General features: G+C 58.1%; 15 protein-coding genes. 6 read left to right on the top strand and 9 right to left on the bottom strand.

What is annotated here, in order from left to right; all coding sequences use genetic code 11:
• Positions 1-178: 178 nt before the first annotated feature.
• Positions 179-1,243 carry a rhodanese-related sulfurtransferase gene (locus NWP14_RS07600; protein WP_095096345.1) on the top strand — a complete coding sequence of 355 codons (1,065 nt, stop codon included), beginning with the start codon at positions 179-181 and terminating at the stop codon, positions 1,241-1,243.
• Here the strand turns inward: NWP14_RS07600 and NWP14_RS07595 are convergent.
• From NWP14_RS07595 to mdtH, 7 genes are all read right to left on the bottom strand, one after another.
• Positions 1,229-1,342 carry a DUF2770 family protein gene (locus NWP14_RS07595; protein ID WP_095096348.1) on the bottom strand — a complete coding sequence of 38 codons (114 nt, stop codon included), beginning with the start codon at positions 1,340-1,342 and terminating at the stop codon, positions 1,229-1,231. The two genes, NWP14_RS07600 and NWP14_RS07595, sit on opposite strands and share 15 nt — an antisense overlap.
• Before the next feature lie 76 nt (positions 1,343-1,418).
• Positions 1,419-2,537 carry an N-methyl-L-tryptophan oxidase gene (gene solA / locus NWP14_RS07590; protein ID WP_375215076.1) on the bottom strand — a complete coding sequence of 373 codons (1,119 nt, stop codon included), beginning with the start codon at positions 2,535-2,537 and terminating at the stop codon, positions 1,419-1,421.
• 125 nt (positions 2,538-2,662) lie between these two features.
• Entirely contained in the window at positions 2,663-2,917 is a 255-nt protein-coding gene (gene bssS / locus NWP14_RS07585) for a biofilm formation regulator BssS (RefSeq protein ID WP_041144949.1), read from the bottom strand.
• Between the two features lie 388 nt (positions 2,918-3,305).
• Positions 3,306-3,557 (bottom strand): DNA damage-inducible protein I, encoded by a 252-nt coding sequence (gene dinI / locus NWP14_RS07580; protein ID WP_095096354.1) that lies wholly within the window; start codon positions 3,555-3,557, stop codon positions 3,306-3,308.
• Between the two features lie 71 nt (positions 3,558-3,628).
• Positions 3,629-4,675: a dihydroorotase gene (pyrC, locus tag NWP14_RS07575; RefSeq protein WP_331835539.1), complete on the bottom strand. Its 1,047-nt coding sequence runs from the start codon at positions 4,673-4,675 to the stop codon at positions 3,629-3,631.
• Positions 4,676-4,798: 123 nt separating this feature from the next.
• Positions 4,799-5,359, bottom strand: a complete 561-nt coding sequence (locus tag NWP14_RS07570) for a lipoprotein (protein ID WP_095096360.1) — start codon at positions 5,357-5,359, stop codon at positions 4,799-4,801.
• A gap of 113 nt (positions 5,360-5,472) precedes the next feature.
• A complete protein-coding gene (gene mdtH, locus NWP14_RS07565) occupies positions 5,473-6,681 on the bottom strand; it encodes a multidrug efflux MFS transporter MdtH (protein ID WP_331835538.1) in 1,209 nt (402 codons plus the stop codon).
• Positions 6,682-6,910: 229 nt separating this feature from the next.
• Here mdtH and rimJ point away from each other — a divergent pair, with 229 nt between their 5' ends.
• The 4 genes from rimJ (at position 6,911) to murJ (ending at position 10,725) form a co-directional block, all read left to right on the top strand.
• Complete coding sequence (rimJ, locus tag NWP14_RS07560; RefSeq protein WP_041144954.1) at positions 6,911-7,495, top strand: ribosomal protein S5-alanine N-acetyltransferase; 585 nt, start codon at positions 6,911-6,913, stop codon at positions 7,493-7,495.
• Positions 7,496-7,504: 9 nt separating this feature from the next.
• Positions 7,505-8,152, top strand: coding sequence for a YceH family protein (locus NWP14_RS07555; RefSeq protein ID WP_375215075.1), 648 nt, complete (start codon positions 7,505-7,507; stop codon positions 8,150-8,152).
• Between the two features lie 2 nt (positions 8,153-8,154).
• Positions 8,155-9,078: a Gfo/Idh/MocA family protein gene (locus NWP14_RS07550; RefSeq protein ID WP_375215074.1), complete on the top strand. Its 924-nt coding sequence runs from the start codon at positions 8,155-8,157 to the stop codon at positions 9,076-9,078.
• A 111-nt stretch (positions 9,079-9,189) separates the two neighbouring features.
• On the top strand, positions 9,190-10,725 hold the full coding sequence (gene murJ, locus NWP14_RS07545; protein ID WP_095096376.1) for a murein biosynthesis integral membrane protein MurJ: 1,536 nt from the start codon (positions 9,190-9,192) through the stop codon (positions 10,723-10,725).
• 52 nt (positions 10,726-10,777) lie between these two features.
• On the opposite strand, the gene NWP14_RS07540 is transcribed toward murJ, so the two are convergent.
• Positions 10,778-11,992 (bottom strand): MFS transporter, encoded by a 1,215-nt coding sequence (locus NWP14_RS07540; RefSeq protein ID WP_375215073.1) that lies wholly within the window; start codon positions 11,990-11,992, stop codon positions 10,778-10,780.
• A gap of 16 nt (positions 11,993-12,008) precedes the next feature.
• Between NWP14_RS07540 and NWP14_RS07535 the strand changes: the two genes are divergently transcribed.
• The gene (locus NWP14_RS07535; RefSeq protein WP_375215072.1) at positions 12,009-13,037 is read left to right on the top strand and encodes a LysR family transcriptional regulator; all 1,029 of its coding nucleotides are present in this window, start codon (positions 12,009-12,011) and stop codon (positions 13,035-13,037) included.
• Between the two features lie 41 nt (positions 13,038-13,078).
• Here the strand turns inward: NWP14_RS07535 and rne are convergent, their stop codons facing one another.
• Positions 13,079-16,432: a ribonuclease E gene (gene rne, locus NWP14_RS07530; protein ID WP_375215071.1), complete on the bottom strand. Its 3,354-nt coding sequence runs from the start codon at positions 16,430-16,432 to the stop codon at positions 13,079-13,081.
• Positions 16,433-16,476 lie beyond the last annotated feature (44 nt).

Here is a 16,476-nt window from a genome sequence, read left to right as displayed (position 1 = left end):
ATTATCGCATTTTTTTATGGTTCAGCCAAAACGACTGGCCCAGGTGGCATTTATTGTTAAATCATAGCGAATGTTGCTGTAAAAAATGTAGCTTGAAATGTATGGATGTAAATTAATGCCGTTTACTATATGATGCCGGCCGTTTGTTTTACTCATTTTTATGTCGAGCAGGTACACCATGCCAGTGTTACATAACCGCATTTCAAATGAGACGTTAAAAGCGCAGATGTTGGCCGAGACCGAGCCGCGCACGACGATCTCTTTCTATAAGTACTTCACCATCGTTGATCCACAAGCGACGCGCGACGCCCTGTGGATTGCGCTCACTAAGCTGAACGTGTTTGGCCGTATTTACCTGGCCCACGAAGGGATCAATGCGCAAATCAGCGTACCGCAAAGCCGCGTTGAGGCCCTGCGCGAGTATCTGTACGCGTTCAACCCGGCGCTGGAAGGGCTGCGAATGAACATCGCTCTCGACGACGACGGGAAATCGTTTTGGGTGCTGCGTCTGAAGGTACGCGACCGAATTGTCGCCGATGGTATCGACGATGAGACGTTTGATGCCTCTAACGTGGGTGACTACCTGAAAGCTGCGGAAGTTAACGCGATGCTGGATGACCCCGAAGCGATCTTTATCGATATGCGCAACCATTACGAATACGAAGTGGGGCATTTCGAGCAGGCGATGGAAATTCCTGCCGATACTTTCCGCGATCAGCTGCCGAAGGCGGTTGAGATGATGCAGGAGCATAAAGATAAAAAAATCGTTATGTACTGTACCGGCGGCATCCGCTGCGAAAAAGCCAGCGCGTGGATGAAACACAACGGCTTCAGCAAGGTCTGGCACATCGAAGGCGGCATTATTGAGTATGCGCGTCGCGCGCGCGAGCAGGGTCTGCCGGTGCGTTTTATTGGCAAAAACTTTGTTTTCGATGAGCGCATGGGCGAGCGTATTTCTGACGACGTTATCGCGCACTGCCATCAGTGCGGCGCGCCCTGCGATAGCCACACCAACTGCCTGAACGACGGCTGCCATCTGCTGTTTATCCAGTGTCCGAGCTGTGCGGAGAAGTTTGCCGGATGCTGCAGCGAATCCTGCATGGAGGAGCATAAGCTGCCGGAAGAGGAGCAGCGTCAGCTGCGGGCCGGGCGTGAGAACGGGAATAAGATCTTCAATAAATCTCGCGGGCGTCTGAATACTAAGCTGGGGATCCCGGATCCTGAGCCTTCAGAAAAACCATAGCCAGACAAGGTCGATGATGGCCAGCAGCAGCCACAGCGCGAGATAAATCATAAAATGCTCGCGGATGTTGTTGATCAGTAAGTCATACAGGCGACGCATAAGATCTCTCAGTCATGAACGGCCTCGGGTGAGGCCGTTTTTTTATCGGTGCGGTGGCAGCGCCGCGGGGTGGCTATTATTGCTGAAAGCGCGCCAGTGAGAAGGGGGTCAGATCAAAAGCCGGCGATTCTCCCCGGGCAAACTGGACGGCAATTTCGCCCAAAACCGGAGCAAATTTAAAGCCATGACCGCTTAATCCGCTAATCAGCAGCGTTTGCGGATGACCGGGGAGAGTATCGATAATGAAGTCCTCATCCGGCGTATTGTCGTAGGTGCAGGATGCGCCGTGCAGGCAGCCGCCGATGCCGGGCAGGACGTTGCGCAGAAAATTGAACGATTCCGAGCCGTCCGTCGCCACGCTGCCAAACGGCGTGCGTTCTTCCGCGGTGGAGATGAGCTGCCCGCCGTTGTGCTTGCCGATTTTGAGTTCATTATCTTCCGCCGGGAAGCCGTAGAACTGATCGCCGTTGGGCAGTTCGCCGGTAAACGCCGGAAAATTGTTTTTGCTGCTGTAGCGGCCATCGGCCTGGAACCAGGCGAAGATTTTGCGCACCGGCTGAACCGGCAGCTCAGGCAGCAGGCGGGTCACCCAGGTACCGGCGCTGATCAACAGCTTTTTAGCGCTGTACTGGCCATCCGCGGTGTCGATAGTGACGCCATCCTGATGATGATGGATCGCGGTGACCGGACAGTTGAACAGCTGCGCACAGCCCGCTTCACGAGCCAGGCGAATCCAGGTTTCAATGGCCAGTTCGCTGCGCAGGACGCCTGATGCTGGTTCAAATACCCCGCGATAGCCCTCAGGCACGCGAATTTCCGGCCAGCGGGCCATAATGGCCTGGGCGTCCATCTCTTCAACGTTGAGCTCAAATTCACGAGCGCTGTTCATGACGTTAGTGAGAAACGCGGAATCCGCCGGGCCGAGGTTGATCACCCCGGTACGTTCAAAAACGGCTTCACCGCTGAGGGCGGCTAGTTCGTCCCAGAGCTGCTGCGCCCGCAGCACCAGAGGGACGTATCTTTCACCTTCACCATAGGCGTGGCGGATAAGACGCGTGTTGCCGTGATGGCTGCCTTCCTGGTGCGGAGGCTGGTGGGCGTCGGTCATCAGGACGTTGAGTCCTGCGCGACGGGCATAATAGCCTGCGGCGGCGCCGGTTGAGCCGCTACCGATAATGATGAGGTCGTATTGCATGGTATGTTCCGGGTTTTTGCTTTATTAGCAGGGTAATTAACAACCCGTACTTATACAAGCCCGAAAATAAATCAGGCACCAACCGGTGCCTGTTTAGTTAGAGTATATGGATGACAGCAGAATCACTAATGTCTGCGGTACTCATTTACCTGGTATTCACCTGCTTCAATCTTCGCAATGCCGGCTTCAAGAATAGAAATAAATTGACGTGCGACGTCCGTCGTCAGCCATAAAGTCTGGCCAATTTCAGCTTCATTACTGCTTTCATGAGTGGGGTTCTGGTAGTGCAGGCGCAACATCAGCGCGTCGTAGCTATCTACGGTGCTGATGTCCCATCCGACGAGGGGATGGGTCTGGATGACTTCATTATTCTTTTCCATCATAACCCCTTATTCATATGTTAAAAGACAACAATTCTCGAGGTTTAATGCATATTTTTTGAAGCAAGTTAATTATATCAGCAGTTAAGAATAAACTCGAGAAATTAACGCGAACGGGGCGAGCTTTTCTCTTTTTGACGCTTTTTTGCGCAAATTTTGTACCGCGGTACGTTATTTTTTAAGGAAATTATCAGGGATTAAAGAAAAATCCGAGTATCAGACGGAGGGAATAAAAAAGCCGGGGCGACCCGGCAAAAGAAGCACAATGAGGGAGCAAATTAATTTGCTGTACCGGTCAGACTTCGAACCGCATGAGTATTGGGCAGGCAAAAGCTTCGGCTAACAGCCTGAGGCGTTCTGCGCTGCCGCTTTCATGCGCCCGGGTGATTCAGGGTACGTCGTGGATAAACCAGTCATCAGCGCTTTCCCAGGTTTCTTGCAGGATTTCGCTTATCCGGTCTTTATCTTCTTTAAGGCCACCGATAACGGAAAGATTGTTACCGGTGGCGAAGCGTACGGTTACCTGGCTTGGTTCAGCCGGGAACTGCAGATCGATACGTCGGGAGAGTTCATTATTCAGCGCTTCTAAAGCGCCGCTCGGTAAGGCTGTGGTTTTGGCGATAGACACTTCGATGCGCATGATTGCCCCCTGTGTAATGTACTGTTTATTTATACAGTATCGTTTTTGTATTTACAACAGAGGGCGGCGTTTTATTTTTTCATCGTCCAGCGTACGGTTTCACCGGCCAGGAAGGGGACCAGCGTGTCGCCCGGCAGTGCGATGCTTTCTGCCACAACGCTCTCTTCGCGCACCAGCTCAACAAAGCTCTCATTGACCGGCAGACCGTAGAAGCGCGGGCCGTTAAGCGAACAAAATGCTTCGAAGTGTTGCAGCGCATTCATCTCTTCGAACACCGTTGCGTAGCTACCCAGCGCGGTTGGCGCATTAAAGCAGCCGGCGCATCCGCAGCTGGTTTCTTTACGATGACGCGCGTGCGGCGCGGAGTCGGTACCGAGAAACGCGCGGGTAAAGCCGCTGGCGACCAGCTCGCGCAGGGCCTGCTGGTGAATATTACGTTTCAGAATCGGCAGGCAGTAAAGGTGCGGACGAATACCGCCGACCAGCATGTGATTACGGTTAAACATCAGATGCTGTGGCGTAATGGTGGCGGCCAGCAGTTCGTTGCCATCGCGAACGTACTCTGCGGCATCCTTGGTGGTGATATGTTCGAACACCACTTTCAGACCCGGCAGGCGCTGGCGCAGCGGCTCCATCACCGTTTCGATAAAGCGCGCCTCGCGATCGAAGATATCGATCTCCGCGTGCGTCACTTCGCCGTGTACCAGCAGCGGCATGCCGAGTTTTTGCATACGCTCAAGCACCGGCATAATGGCATCGATGCTGGTCACGCCGTGGCTGGAGTTAGTGGTGGCATTGGCCGGGTACAGTTTAGCCGCGGTAAAAACGCCGGCCTCAAATCCGCGCTCCAGCTCGGCTGGATCGAGCGTATCGGTCAGGTAGCAGGTCATCAGAGGGGTAAAATCATGCCCGGCGGGCACGGCGTTAAGGATCCGCTGGCGATAGGCGACGGCGGCTTCAACGGTGGTGACAGGCGGCGCCAGATTCGGCATCACGATCGCCCGACCATAAAACTCGCTGGTGTAAGGCACGACGGTTTCCAGCATATCGTCATCGCGCAGATGGATGTGCCAGTCGTCAGGGCGACGGATTTTCAGTACCTGGGGTTGTGCTGTCATGGAAGGCTCCGGCTAATAGGTTCAGTCATCAGGGCTGTTTTTCACCGGGCACAAAGGATAAGCGTAAACGTTTTCCTTTGCATCAACTTCCGTAAAAAAACGGGCGCCCTGGCGCCCGCGATGTTAATTGGTGAAGGGGATGATTATCTCACCCGGCTTAACCTCAATGCCTTTAGCGTACTTTTTCGCCAGCGCTTCACCGGTGCTGGCGTCTTCGCGCAGAACGTAGGCGGGCTGCTGGTTAAAATAGCTGCGCAGGGATTGGTTCAGGTAGGGGATCAGCGTCTGCACTACCGACTGCAGCTTCTCCGGCGCGACTTTCGCATCGACGACTTCCATCTCCTGCAGGAAGATCGCCCCTTTTTCCTTATTGAATACCGGCAGCGCTTTAAGCTTAAGGTCAATAGTGGCTTTTTGATTACCGAACAGTGAATTGAGATCCAGATTGGCAACGCCGCTGAGGGTCACTTTATTCGGCTCCTCGCGACCAATCGCGCTGGTTAAATCGTGCAGTTCGATATGCGCATCCGCCACGCCCGGCAGGCCGATATCCTTGGCGAAGTGGTTACGTTTCTGCAGCGCCTGATTAATTTCCTGTTCGCTTATCGAATACTGCGTAAGCTGGTTACAGCCGCTCAGGAGGCCGCTAACGATAAGCGCGGCCACGATAAACATCTTTTTCATTGGGTTCCTTAACGTAATGCCATGGGCTCATCCTGACACAAAGCAGCATGGCCTGCCAGCACCGTAGGCGCTAGCGGAAAATGCTGAAAATCAGCCTGGCTTTACGCAGCGGCTCAGGTTCGTGGCTCGAGCATTCCGGAGGCCGAACGCCTGGCGCTGAACTGCCACCACAGGGCGATAAAGGTGATAAAGCCGATAATACCCAGCATCAGCCACGGTAGCTCCGGCTGGTTGAGCGCTTTACCGGCGTCAAACAGCCACCCGCCGCCGGCGTAGCCGAAGGCCCCGCCAAAGGCCAGCCCCAGTCGACTGAAGCCCATGTAGCTGCCGCGCGCGCGGGCGTCAGCCAGCGACGCGCCCAGGGTTTCACGCGCCGGCTCCGCGATAATCGAGCCCATATAGAAAATGCAAATCAGCGTAAACAGCTGCTGCAGGTTGCTGGTTAAACCAATCGGCAGCATGGCGAGCGTCATGACCAGCAGACCGGCCATCAGCCGATGCTCCAGCCGATAGCGCTTTTCACTCCAGCGGGCAATCGGATACAGCAGCGTCAGCGATATCGTCGCTTCAATGGCATACATCCATTTGACCGCAGAAGGGGAGCCCGCGATGTCGTTGACCATAATCGGCAGCATCAGCATGACCTGCACCGCCAGCATGTAATAGCCGGTTAGCGTCAGAACATAGGTTACGAAGCGCCTGTCGCGCAGCACGCGCCCCAGCCCTTCGCGCACCGGCGTTTTCACCGTCGACAGCTTCCAGGCCGGGAGATACCAGGCGTTGAAGCCGGCGCAGGCGACAAACAGCGCCGCGCCTACGCTGCACACGAGGCGGAAATCGTACTGTAACAACCAGCTGCCGAGCAGGGCGCCGATGACCGCGCCGGCGCTGTCCTGCATCATCAGGAGCGAAAAGAAGCGACCGCGCTGATGCGGGCGCACCAGCTTCACCACCAGCGCCGCGCGCGGCGGGTCAAACAGCGTTCCGCCGAGGCCCGAGAGAATGCAGGATAGCCAGAGCACCCACGGCTCATGGGCCACCGCCATCGCGGCAAAGCCGCCCGCGCGCATCAGCATACCGGTGACGATCATCGGCTTGGCGCCGAAACGGTCGGCAACCGCGCCGCCAAAAATCCCCAGACCCTGCTGGACCAGCTGGCGCAGGCCGAGGGCGATACCGACCATCAGCGCGGCCCAGCCCATCTGGTCGACAAAGCGAATGGAAATCAGCGGGAAGACGACAAAAAAGCCGAGAACGACCAGCATGTTGTCGACCAACAGGAAGTATTTACCCAGGCTCCTTGCCTGCGATACGCGGGACATTTCCCCTCCTGGGAAAATAAAGATTAGCCCTACTAGTTTGCGGGGAAGCCCGGGCGTTTCCCAGCGTACTTGCGACAATATTTTTTTATCAAAAAGCAAGTTTGATAGAGGCTATTCATCGAAAAAGGGAGATGGTGCAGAAAATGGTATGTTGCTGTTTTCACTCCGTCGTTCAGGACAGGTATAGTGAAGGGAGCAGGGTAATAAGTCAGGGGAACAGGAGAGGGGAATGTTTGGCTACCGCAGTAACGTACCAAAGGTGCGTTTGACGACGGACAGGCTGGTGACGCGGCTGGTCCACGATCGTGACGCCTGGCGTCTGGCCGACTACTACGCGGAGAATAAAGGGTTCTTAAAACCCTGGGAGCCGGTGCGCGACGACAGCCACTGCTACCCCTCCGGCTGGCAGGCGCGCTTGTCGATGATTTCGGAGTTTCATAAGCAGGGCTCGGCGTTCTATTTTGCGCTCCTCGATCCGCAAGAGAAGGAGATAGTCGGCGTGGCGAATTTTTCGAACGTGGTGCGCGGCTCGTTTCATGCCTGCTACCTCGGCTACTCCATCGGCGAGAAGTGGCAGGGGCAGGGGCTGATGTTTGAAGCGCTGACCTCGGCAATTCGCTATATGCAGCGCACGCAGCATATTCATCGCATTATGGCCAACTATATGCCGCACAATCAGCGCAGCGGCGATTTGCTGGCGCGTCTTGGCTTTGAAAAAGAGGGTTACGCCAAAGATTATCTGTTAATCGATGGCCAGTGGCGTGACCACGTATTGACGGCGTTGACGACACCGGACTGGATCCCGGGTCGCTAAGGAGAGATCATGAAATATCAGTTAACCGCGCACGAAGCGCGCGTTATTGGCTGCCTGCTGGAAAAACAGGTCACGACGCCGGAGCAGTATCCTCTATCGGTCAACGCGGTGGTGACCGCCTGTAACCAGAAAACCAACCGGGAGCCGGTGATGTCGCTCAGTGAAAGCGATATTCAGGATCTGCTGGATACGCTGGTCAAGCGCCACTATCTGCGTACGGTGAGCGGGTTTGGCAATCGGGTGACCAAATACGAACAGCGATTTTGCAATTCCGAGTTCGGCGATCTGAAGCTGACGCCGGCGGAGGTCGCGGTGGTCACGACGCTGCTGCTGCGCGGCGCGCAGACGCCGGGCGAACTGCGCAGCCGGGCGCAGAGAATGTACGAATTCAGCGATACGGCGGAAATCGAAAGCGTGCTCGATAAGCTGGCAAGCCGTGATGACGGCCCGTTCGTCGCGCGTCTGCCTCGCGAACCGGGGAAACGCGAATGCCGCTACATGCATCTGTTCTGCGATGATATGGATTCGCTTATCACGGCGGTAGAAGCGGTATCGCCGTCGGGAGACGATCTCCAGACCCGGGTTGAGGTGCTGGAGGCCGAAGTGGCGGAACTAAAAGAGCGGCTGGCATCGCTGTTGGCCCATCTGGGGGATTAATCGTGACGGCGAAACTACGCGTTGGAGTGGTGGGACTGGGTGGCATTGCGCAGAAGGCCTGGCTGCCGGTATTAGGCGCCGCGGACGGCTGGACGCTGCAGGCGGCCTGGTCACCGGGTAAAGAGAAGGCGCTACGTATCTGCGAAACCTGGCGCATTCCCTATGCAGATTCCCTGGAGCAGCTGGCGGCGCAGTGTGATGCGGTATTTGTTCATACCTCGACGGCCTCGCACTTTGAGGTCGTCAGCCGGCTGCTTAACGCCGGGGTGCACGTCTGCGTGGATAAACCGCTGGCGGATAAGCTCAGCGAAGCCGAATCCTTGGTTGAGCTGGCCGCTCGCCGCGGGCTGACGCTGATGGTAGGATTTAACCGCCGCTTTGCTCCGCTTTATCGTGAGCTGAAAGCGCATCTGGACGATGCCGCCTCGCTGCGTATGGATAAGCATCGTGGCGACAGCGTCGGTCACGACCTGCGCTTTACCCTGCTTGATGACTACCTGCACGTGGTCGATACCGCGCTGTGGCTGGCGGACGGGAAGGCGCGTCTGAGCGGCGGCCTGCTGCAAACCACCGCCCAGGGTGAAATGCTCTATGCCGAACACCGCTTCAGCGCGCCGCAGCTGGAGGTGACCACCAGCATGCACCGGCGCGCCGGCAGCCAGCGGGAGTGGGTTCAGGCGGTCACCGACGGCGGCCTGTATGAAGTTCGTGATATGCGCGAGTGGCAGGAAGAGCGCGGCCAGGGTGTGGTTCAGCGTCCGGTTCCCGGCTGGCAAACGACCCTCGAGCAGCGCGGCTTTGTGGGCTGCGCGCGTCATTTTATTGAATGCGTGCAAAATCAGACGGTTCCCGAAACCGCAGGCGAACAGGCGCTGCTGGCCCAGCGCATCGTTGAAAAGCTGTGGCGCGAGGCGATGAGCGAATAATTCGTTGTAACATCTGGCAGTAGTAATTCATGACGAACCCGGTAGACTATCGCCACTTTCCAGCGCCCGCCATTGCGGGCGTTTTACTTCAGGGTTGTGGAAAACACCTCAATGAACCTTTTAAAATCACTGGCGGCAGTCAGTTCGATGACCATGTTTTCGCGCGTGCTGGGCTTTGCGCGAGACGCCATCGTCGCGCGTATTTTTGGTGCGGGAATGGCAACGGACGCCTTTTTTGTGGCGTTCAAATTACCGAACCTGCTGCGTCGCATTTTTGCCGAAGGCGCGTTTTCTCAGGCGTTTGTGCCGATACTGGCTGAATATAAAAGCAAGCAGGGCGAAGACGCCACCCGCGTATTCGTGGCCTATGTTTCGGGTCTTCTGACGCTGGTTCTGGCGGTAGTGACCCTCCTCGGCATGCTGGCCGCTCCCTGGGTCATCACCGTGACCGCGCCAGGGTTTGCCGACTCCCCGGATAAATTTGCGCTGACGACGCAGCTGCTGCGCATCACCTTCCCCTATATTTTGCTGATCTCGCTGGCCTCATTAGCCGGCGCGATCCTCAATACCTGGAACCGTTTTTCCGTTCCCGCCTTTGCGCCCACTTTTCTTAACGTCAGCATGATTGGCTTTGCGCTATTTGCGGCGCCGTATTTCCACCCGCCGATGCTGGCAATGGCGTGGGCGGTCACCGTCGGCGGCGTACTGCAGCTGGCCTATCAGCTGCCGCATTTGAAAAAAATTGGCATGCTGGTGCTGCCGCGTATCAACCTGAAAGACGCCGGTGCGGTACGGGTGGTGAAGCAGATGGGGCCGGCGATCCTCGGCGTGTCGGTTAGCCAGATTTCGTTGATTATCAACACAATATTCGCGTCTTTCCTCGTTTCCGGCTCGGTATCCTGGATGTACTACGCCGATCGTCTGATGGAGTTTCCGTCCGGCGTGCTGGGCGTGGCGCTGGGGACAATCCTGCTGCCGTCGCTGTCAAAAAGCTTTGCCAGCGGCAATCATGATGAGTACTGCCGGTTGATGGACTGGGGGCTGCGCCTGTGCTTCCTGCTGGCCTTGCCGAGCGCGGTGGCGCTGGGGATCCTCGCGAAGCCGCTGACGGTAGCGCTGTTCCAGTACGGTAAATTTAGCGCCTTTGATGCGGCAATGACCCAGCGCGCGCTGGTGGCCTATTCCGTCGGGCTGATGGGGCTGATTGTCGTTAAGGTTCTGGCGCCGGGGTTCTACTCGCGCCAGGATATTAAAACGCCGGTTAAAATCGCCATTGTCACCCTGATTATGACTCAGGTGATGAACCTGATCTTTATCGGCCCGCTGAAGCATGCCGGCCTGTCGCTCTCTATCGGGCTTGCCGCCTGCCTCAACGCCGCGCTGCTCTACTGGCAGCTGCGTAAGCAAAAAATATTCACCCCGCAGCCGGGCTGGTTTACCTTCCTGCTGCGTCTGGTGATTGCGGTGCTGGTGATGTCTGCGGCGCTGCTTGGAATGATGTATATCATGCCGGAGTGGTCCCAGGGGACCATGCCGTTCCGTCTGCTGCGCCTGATGGCGGTGGTGGGGGTTGGCGTGGTGGCCTATTTTGCCAGCCTGCTGCTGCTGGGCTTCCGGGTGAAAGAGTTCGCCCGACGCACGGCCTGAAGCTAAACTCCGGGTAGAAACAGACCCGTTCCGCAGCGCGGAGCGGGTTTTTTTATTGCCCCGCGCGCTGTAGCGCCGCGATCCGCGCGTTTTCCAGCAGGCGAATCGCAAGGGCGATAGCGCCCGCGGCCAGGGCCAGGATCACCACGCCGCTCCAGCCGGCTATCACGTACAGTTTGCTGCCGAGCACGGAACCGAGCGACATGCCAATAAAGACGCCGGTGAACAGCAGGGCGTTCAGCCTGCCGCGGGCCTGCGGCTCCAGACCGTACACCAGGTTCTGGTGCGCCACGAGGCTTGACTGCAGACCAAGGTCGAAGCCAATAGCCGAGATAGCGATCAGCGCCAGCTGGCCGTGGGGCGGCAGTACCGGCAGCAGGAACATCAGGGCAAAAGAGACGGTAACCAGCGCTGCGCCCAGCTGGGTGACTTTCCCTGCGCCATATTTATCCGCCAGGCCGCCGGCCAGCGGCGCGGCGAGCGCTCCTGCAGCCCCGGCGATGCCGAATCCGCCGGCAACGGCGCTGCCCATCTGATAGCGTTCGAGCAGCATGACCGCCAGCGTTGACCAGAAGGCGCTGAAGGCGATGGAGAGAAAGCCCTGCGCCAGCGCGGCGCGGCGCAGGGCCGGGTAGCGCTGCCAGAGATGCGCCATCGACTTCATCAGCTGCGGATAGCTGAGGGTCGAGTGAATTTCAAACCGCGGCACCACGCGCCACATCAGCAGGCCAATCAGCGCGATGCTAACTGCCGCAGCCTGGTACATCATCCGCCAGCCAAACAGCGCGCCGACCACGCCGCTCACCGTTCTTGAGAGCAGGATACCCAGCAGCAGGCCGGTCATGACGGTGCCCACCATTTTCCCCTGTTTCCCCGCCGGGGCGAGGATTGCGGCCGCCGGAACGATGTCCTGGGCCATCGTCGCCGCCATCCCGATCAGCAGGCTGACAATCAGCAGGGAAGTGAGCTGCCCCGTCAGGCTACACAGCAGCAGGAGCACGGCCAGCGCGGCGCTTTTGAGTAAAATCAGCGTACGGCGGTCATGGCGATCGCCGAGCGGCAGAAGAAACAGAATGCCTAGCGCATAGCCCGCCTGTGTCAGGGTTGGAACCAGCCCCATGCCTTCGACGCTGAGATGCAGATTGGCGCCCATTAATGGCAGCAGCGGCTGGGCGTAGTAAATAGAGGCGACGCTAAAGCCTGCGCCAAGAGCGAGTATGAAGATAATCCAGCCGGCTTCGCGGGAGGATAGTGTTGTCGGTGCCATGATAAAGCCCTCGTAGATGCGATGGCGCTATTTTTCCCTGAATCAGGCTGGTGCGGTAGATAGCGTGGTGGTAAAACGGTTATACGCAAAACGTATAGGCATAGTAAATATGAAGCGGCAGGAACGTATAGACCGGATTGAACTGATGCGCACCTTTATTCGAATCGTCGAAGCCGGTTCGCTTTCTGCCGCCGCGCTTCAGCTGAACACTACCCAGGCGACGGTGAGCCGGCGCCTGCAGTCGCTGGAAGGCCTGCTGGTCAGTAAGCTGATTCTGCGAACCACCCATGCGATGAAGCTGACCGACGACGGCGAGCGCTGCTATCAGCATGCGCGTCGGGTGGTCGATGCGTGGCTGGCGCTGGAAGACGATCTGAGCATTGCCGATGACCGGCCCGTCGGCGTGCTGCGGGTACGTGCGCCGCACGCTTTTGGTCAGCAGCAGCTGCTGGGGCCGCTGGTCAGCTTTCTGCAGCGCTATCCGCAGCTGTCCGTAGAGTGGATGCTGAATGACAAAACCGTCGATTTTCTCAGCGATAATATCGATTGTGCGATTCGCGTGGGGGCCGAAGTGGACCCTGAGACGGTGTCAGTGCTGCTGGCTGAGGTGCCGCGCAGCGTGGTTGCCGCTCCCTCACTGCTGGCGCGCTACCCGACATTAGAAACGCCCCAGGAGATGTCGCAGCTGCCGTGGGTGGCGATCAGCACCTTTTATCAGCATGAGGTGAAATTATTCCATCAGGAGTGTAATCAGCAGCAGGCCTTCGGCATCGTGCCGTGCCTGAGTACCGATAGCGTGTACGTGGCGCGCAATACCGCGCTGGCGGGATTGGGGGTGGCTATCGTTTCAAGCTGGGCGGTGGTGGGGGATATCGCCGCCGGGCGGCTGGTCGAACTGTTTCCGCAGTGGCGAGCGTCTTCCCTGCCGGTCCATCTGGTTTATCCGTGGGCGCGGTACTATCCGACCCGTTTACGTAAGTTTCTCGACCTGATGCGCGAGGTTATGCCGCAGGTTGCGGGCATGCAGCGTCCGGAAGGGGAATAAAAAAAACCGGCCATATAGGCCGGTTTTTTTAGGCTTAACGCTTACTCGACGGACCGTGGGCGGGTAGGTTCCGCAGTAGCCTGATGAGTTGCGCTATGGCCGCCGGCAGAGCCTTTGCCATCGAACGCGAACGACGGACGAACCCAATCGCTGCGACGCGGTGCTTCCGGTTCGTAAGCCGGAGCCGGGGCGCGGGTCATCGGTGCGGTAGCGTGGCGCTCAGAAACGATAACCGCTGCAGCGACGGGAGCTGGCGCCACCGCGGCGACAGGGGCCGGAGCCGCTGCTGCCGGCGTTTCGTCAACAACCTGTGGCGCTGCCGCTTCTTCCGCTGCCACCACCGCTGCTGCTGTCGGCGCTTCGTCAACGCCCTGCGCAGCTACGGTTTCTTCCACTTCAGCCGGTGCGGCTGTCTGGATTGCCGGTGCTTCGTCAACGACGGCGGCTTCAGGCTCGGCGGCAACCTGCTCAACCTCGGCGGCTTCGTCTGCGGCTGCAGATTCAGCGGCGACGGCTGGCTCAGCTACGTCTTCAGCTTCAACGGCGGCTTCAGCTACGGTCTCAGCTACGACTTCCTCAGGCGCCGCCTGCGGTTCGCTGGCAACAACCTGCTGAGCAGGTTCTGGCGCTTCGGCTTCGCTGGCGGCGACGTCGGTCACTACCGGGGCGATGACTTCAGCTACTGCCGGTTCGCTAACGCTCTGCTCAGCGATAGCGACTGGCGCTGCGGCTTCGGCAACCAAAGCCTGAACCTGCGGCTCTTCCTGCTGCTGGTCCTGCGGACGGGCAACCGGGTAGCGGATCCAGATTTTACCTGAAGCCATTTCCGGCGATGCGCAGGCTACGGTCAGCGGCATCGGCGATTGGGTCGGATAACGCTCGTCGCGGTAACGACGACGACGCTGGCCGCTCACGCGCAGATGACGCGGCGAACGACGAGAGCGACGCGGCATACCGTTAGCATCACGGGATTCGCCGTTCTCTTCGTGCTCGACGTGAGTCTCAACCACCGCCGGCAGGTCAACTTTCGCCAGTTCAGTACGCGGTGCCGCGACTGCTGGCTGCGCTTTCTCAACCACAGCTTCAGCTGCCTCTACGGCGACTTCCGCTACCGCAGATTCGATGCGAACCTTCTGGGCCAGCTGGCGAGGTTTACGACGCGGCATGTTCTGAACGCGCTCTTCCTGCTCAGCTTCCGGCAGAACAACCGGCTCATCCTGTACTTTAACTGCTTCCAGCGGTGCCTGACGCTTATCGTCATTATTCCGACGACGGTTACGTTCACGGCGCGGCTGCTGCTCGTCGCGGGATTTCGCTTTTTCCGCTTCGTCGCCGGTAGCCTGGCGAGGTTCGCGCTGCTCGGCGTTCTGCTGCTGTTTCTCACGACGGTTACGGCGGTTTTCCTCGCGAGATTCGCGGGACTCACGGCCTTCACCATTATCGGCGCGATTATCGCGGTCAGCACGGTTATCGCGGTTGTCACGATTTTCGCGGTTATCACGACTATCGCGGCCTTCGCGATTGTCACGACGATCGTTACGATCGCGGCGATTATTAGAACGTGGTTTACGACGTTCCTGCTGGCGTTCCGGCTTCTCTTCGGCTTTTTTCTCTTCCTGGACTTCAGCCGGTTTGGCTTCTTCCGTACCGGAGAAGAGGTTTTTCAATGCGCCAAAGAAGCGGGAGAGCAGGCCAGGCTGAGCCGGGGCTGAGGCAGCGGCCGCGGTCGGGGCGCTGGCGGCTACAGCGACGGCTGCAGGCTCTTCATGCGCGGGCGCAGGCGGAGCATCCGGCATCACGAAGGTTGCCAGAGCCGGCTGTTCCGGACGTTTACGTTCCGCCGGTTCTTCATCAGCCGGCAGAGCCATCTCTTCTTCATGCAGCTTCGGCAGCAGATAGCTCAGGGTAGAGGTCTCTTCGCCTTTGCGCACGCGCAGCACGGAATAGTGCGGGGTTTCCATCTGGTCGTTTGGCACGATGATCACGCGCACGTCGCCCTGACGGGTTTCGATAGCGCTTACCGCCGCACGCTTTTCGTTCAGCAGATAGGAGGCGATTGGCACAGGAACGATCGCGTGAACTTCCTGGGTGTTCTCTTTCAGCGCTTCTTCTTCAATCAGGCGCAGAATGGAGAGCGACAGGGATTCGTTATCGCGCACGGTGCCGGTGCCGCTACAGCGCGGGCAGACGTGATGGCTGGATTCGCCGAGCGACGGGCTCAGGCGCTGACGCGACATTTCCAGCAGGCCAAAGCGAGAAATATGGCTGATCTGGATGCGCGCGCGATCCTGACGAACGGCTTCGCGCAGGCGGTTTTCCACCGCACGCTGGTGGCGTACCGGGGTCATATCGATAAAGTCGATAACGATCAGACCGCCGAGGTCGCGCAGGCGCAGCTGGCGGGCAATTTCGTCGGATGCTTCAAGGTTGGTGTTGAAGGCGGTTTCTTCGATGTCGCCGCCGCGGGTTGCGCGGGCGGAGTTGATATCGATCGCGGTCAACGCCTCGGTGCTATCGATGACGATAGAGCCGCCGGACGGCAGACGAACTTCACGCTGGAAAGCGGATTCGATCTGCGACTCGATTTGGTAGTGGCTGAACAGCGGGATTTCACCGGTGTAGAGCTTAATTTTGCTGCTGAAATCCGGGCGACCCAGCGCGGCGATGTGCTGGCGAGCCAGCTCAAGCACTTTCGGGTTATCGATAAGAATTTCACCGATATCCTGACGCAGGTAGTCGCGGAACGCGCGCACGATAACGTTGCTTTCCTGGTGGATCAGGAACGGCGCCGGGCGGCTTTCAGCGGCTTTCTGGATAGCTTCCCAGTGCTTCAGGCGGAAGCTCAGGTCCCACTGCAGCGCTTCGGCAGATTTGCCGACGCCCGCGGTGCGCACAATCAGCCCCATTCCGTCCGGCAGCTCAAGGCTGGCCAGCGCTTCTTTCAGCTCTGTGCGATCGTCACCCTCGATGCGGCGGGAAATACCGCCGGCGCGCGGGTTATTCGGCATCAGTACCAGGTAGCTGCCTGCCAGGCTAATAAAGGTAGTGAGCGCGGCGCCTTTGTTGCCACGTTCTTCTTTATCAATCTGAACAATAACTTCCTGACCTTCACGCAGCACATCCTTAATGTTAGGACGGCCATGAGCGTTATAGTTGGCTGGGAAGTATTCGCGGGCAATTTCTTTAAGAGGGAGGAAACCATGACGCTCGGCGCCGTAATCAACAAACGCGGCCTCCAGGCTAGGTTCAATACGGGTGATTTTGCCTTTGTAGATGTTCGCTTTTTTCTGTTCGTGCCCGGGGCTTTCGATATCCAGGTCGTACAGGCGCTGCCCATCAACAAGGGCGACGCGCAACTCTTCCTGCTGAGTTGCGTTGATTAACATTCTTTTCATCGTAACTTACTCATTATTCTTACATTGACGACTAAGCTGCGGGC

The sequence above is a fragment of the Klebsiella sp. C349492 genome, assembly GCF_042055345.1.
Classification (GTDB): Bacteria; Pseudomonadota; Gammaproteobacteria; order Enterobacterales; family Enterobacteriaceae; genus Klebsiella; species Klebsiella scottii.
The sequence above is the reverse complement of the archived record's forward strand: the minus strand, read 5'-3'. Positions and strand labels throughout refer to the sequence as shown.

Excerpts from the sequence above, each read along its gene's own strand:
- NWP14_RS07600 (WP_095096345.1), top strand. The coding sequence starts at position 179 with ATGCCAGTGTTACATAACCGCATTTCAAATGAGACGTTAAAAGCGCAG.
- NWP14_RS07595 (WP_095096348.1), bottom strand. The coding sequence starts at position 1,342 with ATGCGTCGCCTGTATGACTTACTGATCAACAACATCCGCGAGCATTTT.
- solA (WP_375215076.1), bottom strand. The coding sequence starts at position 2,537 with ATGCAATACGACCTCATCATTATCGGTAGCGGCTCAACCGGCGCCGCC.
- bssS (WP_041144949.1), bottom strand. The coding sequence starts at position 2,917 with ATGGAAAAGAATAATGAAGTCATCCAGACCCATCCCCTCGTCGGATGG.
- dinI (WP_095096354.1), bottom strand. The coding sequence starts at position 3,557 with ATGCGCATCGAAGTGTCTATCGCCAAAACCACAGCCTTACCGAGCGGC.
- pyrC (WP_331835539.1), bottom strand. The coding sequence starts at position 4,675 with ATGACAGCACAACCCCAGGTACTGAAAATCCGTCGCCCTGACGACTGG.
- NWP14_RS07570 (WP_095096360.1), bottom strand. The coding sequence starts at position 5,359 with ATGAAAAAGATGTTTATCGTGGCCGCGCTTATCGTTAGCGGCCTCCTG.
- mdtH (WP_331835538.1), bottom strand. The coding sequence starts at position 6,681 with ATGTCCCGCGTATCGCAGGCAAGGAGCCTGGGTAAATACTTCCTGTTG.
- rimJ (WP_041144954.1), top strand. The coding sequence starts at position 6,911 with ATGTTTGGCTACCGCAGTAACGTACCAAAGGTGCGTTTGACGACGGAC.
- NWP14_RS07555 (WP_375215075.1), top strand. The coding sequence starts at position 7,505 with ATGAAATATCAGTTAACCGCGCACGAAGCGCGCGTTATTGGCTGCCTG.
- murJ (WP_095096376.1), top strand. The coding sequence starts at position 9,190 with ATGAACCTTTTAAAATCACTGGCGGCAGTCAGTTCGATGACCATGTTT.
- NWP14_RS07540 (WP_375215073.1), bottom strand. The coding sequence starts at position 11,992 with ATGGCACCGACAACACTATCCTCCCGCGAAGCCGGCTGGATTATCTTC.
- NWP14_RS07535 (WP_375215072.1), top strand. The coding sequence starts at position 12,009 with ATGCGATGGCGCTATTTTTCCCTGAATCAGGCTGGTGCGGTAGATAGC.
- rne (WP_375215071.1), bottom strand. The coding sequence starts at position 16,432 with ATGAAAAGAATGTTAATCAACGCAACTCAGCAGGAAGAGTTGCGCGTC.